Raw genomic sequence first — 8288 nt, forward strand, 5'->3', positions numbered from 1 at the left:
GCGCGGGGGGCGGGGCGAGGCCGGGGGGCCCCCCCCCCCCCGGCCGTCCGTGCGGGTCAGGCCAGGAGCTTGTCCTTGGCCCTCTGGTACTCCTCGTCGGAGATGGCGCCCTTCTCCTTCAGGGCCGCCAGTTTCGCCAGGTCCTCGACGTGGCTGCCGCCACCGCCGCCCGCGGGCGCCGTTCCGGCGGCGTCCCGGATGTAGGACTTGAACGCGGCCTCGGACCGCTCCGCCTGTTCGATGTCCCGCTTGCCCATCGACTGCCCGCGGGCGATCAGGTAGGCCAGGACGCCGATCAGCGGCAGGATGATCACCAGGACCAGCCAGCCGGCCTTGGCCCAGCCGCCGAGGTCGTGGCTGCGGAAGATGTCCGTGATGATCTTGAACAGCAGGAAGAACCAGAGGATCCAGAGGAACAGCTCCAGCATCGTCCAGAAGATGTGGAGCGCCGGGTAGTCCACGGCCAGCAGTTTGGTGTCCATGGCCGAGTCATATCACCGCAAAACGGACATGGCCTGCTGCTGTTCGGCCGTTCCGGTGGTCTTCCGTCCCGGTGGGAATATCCCGGGGAAGGGCGGTCTCAGCCCAGCCCGGCCCGTCGGCGCAGCTCCACCGCCAGTGCGACCAGCTCGCCCCACCAGGCGTCGTGCCCGGCCAGCAGCAGCCGCTGGGCCTCCGCGGGCGGCACCGGACGGACCTCGACCACCTGCTCGCCGTCCGCCGGGTTGGTCGGCGCGGAGTCCAGCGCGACCTCGCCCCAGCCCCACAGCCAGGCCTTCTCCGGGTGCGGCTGCCACGGCCGGTACGGCACCGGGTCCTCGGTGCGGCAGCGGTGCGCGCCCAGCCAGTGCGGCTCGCCGAGCAGCCGGGCGCCGGCCTCCTCGCGCAGCTCCCGGGCCAGGCAGGCGACGATGCTCTCGTCCCGCTCCCGGGTGCCGCCGGGCAGGAACCAGTGGTCCCGGTCGTCCCGGCAGAGCACGACCTGACCGTCCGCGAAGCCGACCAGGTGGATGTTGGTGACCAGTGCGTCCGGCGGCGGCTCGGTGGAGAACTGCGCGTCGAAGCGGCCCCAGCTCCAGTACTGCGGCGCGTGCAACGCCGGGAACAGGGCGGCGAGTTCGGCGGATCTGGCAGAGGTGTCGGAGCGCTCCGTGGTATCGGTCATCAGGAGATCGTAGTGCCGGTCGGGAAACGGCGGGGGACGGTCGGATGGACGAGCGCGATGTCGGAGGTGGAGATGGCGCGCGGGCGGCGCGGACGCGCCCCTTCGGCCGGTGCGCCGACCCAACTGCCCAGTGAGATCTCGGCGGTGATGCCCGGTCCGAAGCCCGCGATCAGCCCGGTGGTGCCCTCGGGCACGCCGCCGTCGGCGAACAGCCGGGCCAGCGCGTCGAAGACGACGGCGCTGGCGATGTTGCCCCGCTCGGTGAGCGTCGCCCGGCTGTAGCGGAAGGTGGCCGGCTCCAGGTTGAGGAAGCGGCACAGGTCGTCCAGGATGCGCGGGCCGCCCGCGTGCACGATGTAGAAGCCGAGCCCGGAGACGTCCCAGCCATGTTCCCCGGCCAGGCCGCGCAGCGCGGGCGCGAGCAGCTCCATGGTGCCGGGCACCCGCCGGTCCAGCTGGAAGTGGAAGCCGGTGTCCCGCACCCCGAACGAGATCCAGTCCTCGGTGTGCGGGACGAGGTGCGAGCCGTTGCGCTCGACCTGGACGCCGTGCCCGCCGTTCCCGCGCATCACCACGGCGGCGACCGCGTCGCCGAACAGCCCGTTGGAGAGCAGCGAGCCGACGTCGAGGTCGGTCGGCTGGTAGCAGAGCGAGCAGAACTCGCAGGCGACGATCAGCACGTTGGCGCCCGGGTAGGCGCGGCAGAAGTCGTGCGCCCGGTTGACGGCGGCGCCGCCGGCCGCGCAGCCGAGCTGGGCGATCGGCACCTGGCGGGTGTCGGAGCGGAAGCCCATGGTGTTGATCAGCCAGGCGGTCATCGACGGCATCATGAAGCCGGTGCAGGACACGTAGACGATCAGGTCGATGTCCCGGGCGGTCAACTCGCCGTGGGCGAGGGCGCGTTCGACCACCTCGGGGACGCGCCGCTTGGCCTCGCGCTCGTACACCTCGTTGCGGACGGTGAAGCCCGGGTGGGTGAGGGTCCGCTCGATCGGCTGGACCAGGTGCCGGGTGCGCACCCCGGTGTTCTCGATCAGCCGCAGCGCCAGGCCGAGTTGGGGGTGGCCGGCGTGCAGGCTGCGGGCCAGGGCGAGGGTCTCGTCGAGGGTGATGACGTGCTCGGGTACGGCGATGGCGGGGCGGCAGAGTGTTGCCATGGGTGCGGGTCTCCCCTGGGGGCCTGGTGGCAGGCATGGTGGGTGCGTGGAGCGGTACGGACGCCGCGGCGGCCGCGGGCGGCGGGCGGCGGCGGGTTGGTGGTGACGGGGTGGCGACGGGTGGTGGTGACGGCAGGCGGGGAGTCGGCTACCAGGCCACCGGCAGGGTGCGCGGGAAGCGCCAGATCGAGCCGGAGTTCCAGTCGAGTTCGGACGGCTCGACGGCCAGCCGCAGGCCGGGGAAGCGGCGCAGCAGGGTGCCGATGGCGACCTGTAGCTCCATCAGGGCCAGGTGCGAGCCGAGGCAGCGGTGCTGGCCGTACCCGAAGGTCATGTTGACGGGCCCGGCGTCGCGGTCGAGGTCCAGTTCGTCGGGGCGCTCGTAGGCCGCCGGGTCCCGGTTGGCGGTCAGGTAGGAGACGTGCACGGCCTCGCCGGCCCGGATCAGCACGCCGCCCAGCTCGACGTCCTCGGTGGCGACCCGGGCGATGCCGACGCCCTGGCGGAACGGGACGAAGCGCAGCAGCTCCTCCAGGGCGCGCGGCAGCGTCTCGGGCCGGGCGCGCAGCTTGGCGAGCTGCTCGGGGTGGGTGAGCAGGGTGTAGGTGAGGTTGCCGAGCTGGTAGGTGCTGGTGTCGTGGCCGGTGACCAGCAGGACCATCGCCATGACGGTCAGCTCGTCCGGGGCCAGCAGTTCGTCGCCGTCGCGGGCGGTGGCCAGGGCGCTGATCAGGTCCTCACCGGGGTGGGCGCGGCGCTCGGCCGTCAGCCCGGTGAAGTAGTCGCGCAGCGCGGTCTTGGCGGCCTCCTGGCCGTCCCGGCTGCCGGGGCCCATCCGCATCATCGCCACCGCGTGGCCGCGCAGTTCGGCGCGGTCGGCGGCCGGGATGCCCAGCAGTTCGCAGATGGTGGTGAGCGGGAGGCGGCCGGCCAGGAAGTGCATCAGGTCGGCGGGGGCGCCGTGCTCGGTCATCTCGTCGAAGTAGCCGTCGACGGTGCGCTGGGTGGCCGGGCGCATCCGCTCGACCTGGCGGTTGGTGAAGCCCTGGGCGACGAGTCGGCGCAGCCGGTTGTGGGCGGGCGGGTCCATCAGGTTGATCGCCTCGGCCTGGGCGATCGGGGCGGGCGTCATCCGGGGCAGGTCGCGGCCGATGCCGGCGGCGCGGCTGAACCGGCGGTCGCTGGTGACCACCTTGACGTCCTCGTAGCGGGTGGCCAGCCAGGCCTCGCCCTCGCCGTGCGGCAGCCGGATCCTGGCGACCGGGGCCTCGGTGAGCAGTCGCTTCAGGAGGGGGTCGAACTCCAGGCCGTCGGTGTGGTGGAAGGGGCAGTCCCACACGGGGGCGGTGGTGGTCACGGGCCGGTCCAAGTGTTCTCGTCATGCCGGGGGGTGGCGCCCGAGGTGGTGGTCTCGTTCGGGCGTGGACATGCAGATGGTGCCCCATGAACTGGCAAAAAGGAGAACGTGCTGAAGAGAGTTAACTCCAAGGAGTGAGGTTGGGCCGATAGTCAGGTGAATCAGCCTGCGGTCAAGGGAAGTTGACGTTCAGTCGGTACCGCCCGGCGCGACCAGCCCGGTCTCGTAGGCGAGCACCACCGCCTGCGCCCGGTCCCGCAGGTTCAGCTTGGCGAAGATCCGGGCCACGTGGGTCTTCACCGTCGACTCGCTGAGCGTCAGTTCGCGCGCCAGCTCGGTGTTGGACAGCCCGCGCCCGAGCAGCGTCAGCACCTCCGCCTCGCGCGGGGTGAGCGGGGCGAGGTCGCGGTGCAGCGCCGGGCCGTCGGCGCCCGGGGCCGGGCGCGGGGCGCCGGCCGCGAACCGCTCGACCAGGCGCCGGGTGATCGAGGGGGCGAGCAGCGCGTCCCCGGTGTCCACCAGCCGTACGGCGGCGGCGAGGTGGGCGGAGGTGACGTCCTTGAGCAGGAAGCCGCTGGCCCCGGCGGACAGCGCGGCGTAGACGTAGTGGTCCAGGTCGAAGGTGGTCAGCATGATCACCCGGCAGCCGGGCACCTGGGCCAGGATGCGCCGGGCGGCCTCCAGGCCGTCGGTGCCGGGCATCCGGATGTCCAGCAGCGCGACGTCCGGGCGGTGCAGGACGGCGGCGGCCACCGCCTCGGCGCCGTCCGAGGCCTCGGCGACCACGTCGATGCCGCGCGCGGTGAGGATCAGCCGGAAGCCGGTGCGGACCAGCTCCTGGTCGTCGGCGATCACCACCCGGGGGCGGCGCTCCTGGTCCTGGGGCACGTTCTCCTCCGTCACGGCCGGTCCAGCGGGATGCGGGCGCGGACCCGGAAGCCCCCGCCGAGCCGGCGCCGGGCGTCCAGGTCCCCGCCGTACACCGCGACGCGCTCGCGCAGGCCGATCAGCCCGCGCCCGGCGCCGTCCGGCCCCGGCCCGTCCGGTGCGGCTCGTCCGCCCCGCCCGGCTCGTTCGCGCTGCCCAGCTTGTCCGCCCGTCGCGGCCGCCGCCCCGGCGAGCACGCTCGGACCGCTGTTGAGCACCTCCACCCGCAGGTAGTGGTCCGCGTAGCGCACCGTCACCTCCGCCGTCACCCCGTCCCCGTGCTTGAGCGCATTGGTCAGCGCCTCCTGGATGATCCGGTACGCCGTCACGTCGATCCCGCCGGGCAGCGGCCTCGGCTCGCCCGAGACCCGCACCTCGACCGGCAGCCCGGCGAAGGCGAACCGGTCGATCAGCGGGCTCAGCCGGCTCAGGCTGGGCTGCGGCGCGAAGCCGTCCGCGGCGGGCCCCTCGCCGCCGTCCGCGGCCGGGGCGAGCAGGCCGAGCAGGTGCCGCAGCTCGGTCATGGTGTCCCGCCCGGCCGCCTCGACCGCGGCCATCGCGGCCGCCGCCTCCTCGGGCATGGTCGCCAGCACCTCGCGCGCGGCCCCGGCCTGCACCACCATCAGGCTCACGTTGTGGCTCACGATGTCGTGCAACTCGGCGGCGATCCGGGACCGTTCGGCCTCCACAGCGGTCCGGGCGGCGCTCTCCCGCTCCCGTTCCAGCAGCCAGCCGCGCTCGCCGATGGCCGCCCGGTGCAGCCGCCGCGCGCGGGCGAGCGCCACCGCCAGCCAGCCGGCCGCCGTGCCCGCCGCACCGGCCGTCGCGACGGCCGCCCACTCCCACCCCGTTCCCCACACGGCGACAGCCTCCCAGGTCACCGCATGATCCACATCATCCGGGGGTGCCGCCCCCGTACATCCCGGGTACTACGGCCGCCGCGGTTACACCCGGGGTGGGACGTGCCGGCGGCGGCCCCGCGCCTACGGTCGTCCACCATGAGCAACGACCACGACGGGACCTCCCGGCCGGACGACGCGCAGGTCGTCGTCGAGCTGTCCGGGGTCCACAAGGAGTTCGGCGACGCCAAGGCGCTCGACGGCGTCGACCTGCGGATCCGCGCCGGCGAGGCGGTCGCCGTGATGGGCCCCTCGGGGTGCGGCAAGTCCACCCTGCTGAACATGGTGGCCGGACTGGACCGGCCCACCGCCGGCACCGTCCGGGTGCAGGGCCAGGACCTCGGGCGGCTGAACGAGAACGGGCTGGCCCTGTTCCGCCGCCGGCACGTCGGCATGATCTTCCAGTTCTTCAACCTGATCGACGACCTCCCGGCCCTCGACAACGTCGCCCTGGCCACCCAGCTGACCGGCACCGGTGCCCGCCAGGCCCGCCGCCGGGCACTGGAGCTGCTGGACGAACTCGGCGTCGCGCACCGCAAGGACGTCTACCCGGCCGCGCTCAGTGGCGGCGAACGCCAGCGCGTCGCGGTGGCCCGCGCCCTGATGAACCGCCCGGCCCTGCTGCTCGCCGACGAGCCGACCGGCGCCCTGGACAGCCGCTCCGGCGAGCAGGTGATGGACCTGCTGATCGACCTCAACCAGATCGGCCAGACCCTGCTGATCGTCACCCACGACCCCGCCCTGGCCACCCGCTGCGCCAGCCGGCTGGTCGAGGTCGCGGACGGCCGGGTGGCCGGCGACCGGATGCTGGAGGCGTCCGCATGACCGGAGCCGTCTGGCGTGCCTCCCGGGCGGCCGTGAAGCGCCGCCGGGTGCAGACCATCGTGATCGGCCTGGTCGTCTTCTGCTCCACCACGACCGTGCTGCTCGCCCTCGCGGTGATCAGCGCCGCCCGGGCCCCCTTCGACGACGCCTTCTCCCAGCAGCGTGGCGCCCACGTCATCGCGACCTTCGACCCGGCCGGGGCCACGGCGGAACAACTGGCCGCCACCGCCCACCGGCCCGGCGTCGAGGCCGCCGCCGGGCCGTTCGACCAGGCCGTGGTGGAGATCCCCACCGACTGGGTCGGCAGCCCGCCCGGAGCACTCACCCTGGTCGGCCGCTCCGACCCGGCCGGCCCGGTGGACCAGGTGCGACTGCTGGGCGGCCGCTGGGCGAGCAAACCCGGCGAGGTCGTCGTCAACGAGCCGTTCGGCGGCTTCCCGTCCGCGTACCTGGACTACCCGCTGCCCCTCAGCGGCGGCCGGACGCTCACCATCGTCGGCTACGCCACCAGCATGAGCCAGAGCGCGGGCGGCTGGGTCACCCCCGAACAGGCCGCTGCCCTGCACCCCACCGCCCGGCAGATGCTCTACCGGTTCTCCGACGCCTCCGACGAACAGCGGCTCACCTCCGCCCTGGCCACCGCCACCGAGGGCCTGCCGAAGGACGCGCTCACCAACGTCCAGTCCTACCTGGTGCTCAAGGACGCCTTCTCCGCGGGCGCCGACGCCTACCTGCCGCTGATGACGGTCTTCGGAGTGCTCGGCCTGGTCGTCGCCGCGCTGATCGTCGGCAACGTGGTGAGCGGCGCGGTCGTCTCCGGCTACCGGCACATCGGCGTGCTGAAGGCGATCGGCTTCACCCCGCGCCAGGTGGTCACCGTCTACCTGACCATGGTCTCGGTGCCCGCCGTCGCCGGCACCGTCCTCGGCACCGCGGCCGGCTGGGTGGCGGCCCACCCGATCCTCCGGTCCGCCTTCGCCGGGATCACCACCGGCACCGCCGTGATCGAACCGGCCGGCTGGCTGCCCGCCGCCACCCTGGTCAGCGTCCCGCTGCTGGTGGTCCTCGCCGCCTTCCTCCCGGCCTCGCGCGCCCACCGGCTGTCCGCCGCCCAGGCCATCTCGGCCGGCAGCGCACCGCGCACCGGGCGCGGACTGAAGGTCCAGCGCCTGCTGAGCGGCACCCGCCTGCCGCGCGCCGTCAGCCTCGGCCTCGGCCAGCCCTTCGCCCGCCCCGGCCGCACCGCGCTCACCATGTCGGCGATCGTGCTCGGCGTGCTCACCGTGACCGTGACGTCGGGACTGGGCACCACCCTGACCAGGCTGGTGGGCCACAACGACGGCCACACCCACGTCAGGGTGCAGACCGCCCACTTCTCGGGCAGCAAGACCGAGCCCCGGCTCACCCCCGCCCAGACCGAGACGATGCTGCGGACCACCCCCGGCGCCGACCAGGTCCACGTCCGCGGACTGGTCAAGGTCGGGCTGGTCGGCTTCACCCAGCCGGCCTTCGCCGACTTCCTCAGCGGCGACGGGATCGCGGACCAGATGCAGCGCGAGGTGGTCAGGGGCCGTGCGGCGACCGGGCCGAACGAGATCGAGGCCGGGCCCTCCTTCCTCCGGGAGCACGGACTCAAGCTCGGCGACCGGCTCACCCTCGACCTCGACGGCCGACGGCTGACCGTCACCGTCGTCGGCGAGGTGGTCCAGGGCAACGCCCGGGCCTTCACGTCCAACGACCTCACCCGGGCCGCGCTCACCGACGACCCGCACGCGGTCGAGTACGACGTCAGCCTCGCCGAGGGCGCCGACGCCCAGGCCTACCAGCGGGCCGTGACGGCCGCCGACCCGAGCCTCTCGGCCCGGGTGTTCGCGCCCGACCCGACCGGCCCGATCGTCGCGGTCATCAGCTTCGCCACGATCTTCACCGTCCTGCTGTCGGTGGTCGCCGCGCTGGGC

Annotated in this window: 8 protein-coding genes; 2 read left to right on the forward strand and 6 right to left on the reverse strand. The window is 73.7% G+C overall.

Annotation, left to right across the window (positions count from 1 at the left end):
* Positions 1 to 56 precede the first annotated feature (56 nt).
* From ACFU6K_RS22485 to ACFU6K_RS22510, 6 genes are all read right to left on the reverse strand, one after another.
* The gene (locus ACFU6K_RS22485; RefSeq protein WP_380665666.1) at positions 57 to 482 is read right to left on the reverse strand and encodes an SHOCT domain-containing protein; all 426 of its coding nucleotides are present in this window, start codon (positions 480 to 482) and stop codon (positions 57 to 59) included.
* A gap of 98 nt (positions 483 to 580) precedes the next feature.
* On the reverse strand, positions 581 to 1165 hold the full coding sequence (locus tag ACFU6K_RS22490; protein ID WP_380665668.1) for an NUDIX hydrolase: 585 nt from the start codon (positions 1163 to 1165) through the stop codon (positions 581 to 583).
* On the reverse strand, positions 1165 to 2322 hold the full coding sequence (locus ACFU6K_RS22495) for a type III polyketide synthase (protein ID WP_380665670.1): 1158 nt from the start codon (positions 2320 to 2322) through the stop codon (positions 1165 to 1167). Before ACFU6K_RS22495 ends, ACFU6K_RS22490 begins: the two co-directional genes overlap by 1 nt.
* A gap of 148 nt (positions 2323 to 2470) precedes the next feature.
* A complete protein-coding gene (locus ACFU6K_RS22500) occupies positions 2471 to 3679 on the reverse strand; it encodes a cytochrome P450 (RefSeq protein ID WP_380665672.1) in 1209 nt (402 codons plus the stop codon).
* 189 nt (positions 3680 to 3868) lie between these two features.
* Entirely contained in the window at positions 3869 to 4567 is a 699-nt protein-coding gene (locus tag ACFU6K_RS22505) for a response regulator (protein ID WP_380665674.1), read from the reverse strand.
* An 11-nt stretch (positions 4568 to 4578) separates the two neighbouring features.
* A complete protein-coding gene (locus ACFU6K_RS22510) occupies positions 4579 to 5487 on the reverse strand; it encodes a sensor histidine kinase (RefSeq protein ID WP_380665676.1) in 909 nt (302 codons plus the stop codon).
* A gap of 117 nt (positions 5488 to 5604) precedes the next feature.
* Here ACFU6K_RS22510 and ACFU6K_RS22515 point away from each other — a divergent pair, with 117 nt between their 5' ends.
* The gene (locus tag ACFU6K_RS22515) at positions 5605 to 6330 is read left to right on the forward strand and encodes an ABC transporter ATP-binding protein (RefSeq protein ID WP_380665679.1); all 726 of its coding nucleotides are present in this window, start codon (positions 5605 to 5607) and stop codon (positions 6328 to 6330) included.
* Positions 6327 to 8288: FtsX-like permease family protein (locus ACFU6K_RS22520; protein WP_380665681.1), on the forward strand; the 1962-nt coding region annotated here is incomplete at its 3' end. The genes ACFU6K_RS22515 and ACFU6K_RS22520, both read left to right, overlap by 4 nt.

Origin of the sequence: Kitasatospora sp. NPDC057512, from assembly GCF_042802135.1 — a bacterium.
Taxonomy (GTDB): domain Bacteria; phylum Actinomycetota; class Actinomycetes; order Streptomycetales; family Streptomycetaceae; genus Kitasatospora.

Excerpts from the sequence above, each read along its gene's own strand:
- ACFU6K_RS22495 (WP_380665670.1), bottom strand. The coding sequence starts at position 2,322 with ATGGCAACACTCTGCCGCCCCGCCATCGCCGTACCCGAGCACGTCATC.
- ACFU6K_RS22515 (WP_380665679.1), top strand. The coding sequence starts at position 5,605 with ATGAGCAACGACCACGACGGGACCTCCCGGCCGGACGACGCGCAGGTC.
- ACFU6K_RS22485 (WP_380665666.1), bottom strand. The coding sequence starts at position 482 with ATGGACACCAAACTGCTGGCCGTGGACTACCCGGCGCTCCACATCTTC.
- ACFU6K_RS22490 (WP_380665668.1), bottom strand. The coding sequence starts at position 1,165 with ATGACCGATACCACGGAGCGCTCCGACACCTCTGCCAGATCCGCCGAA.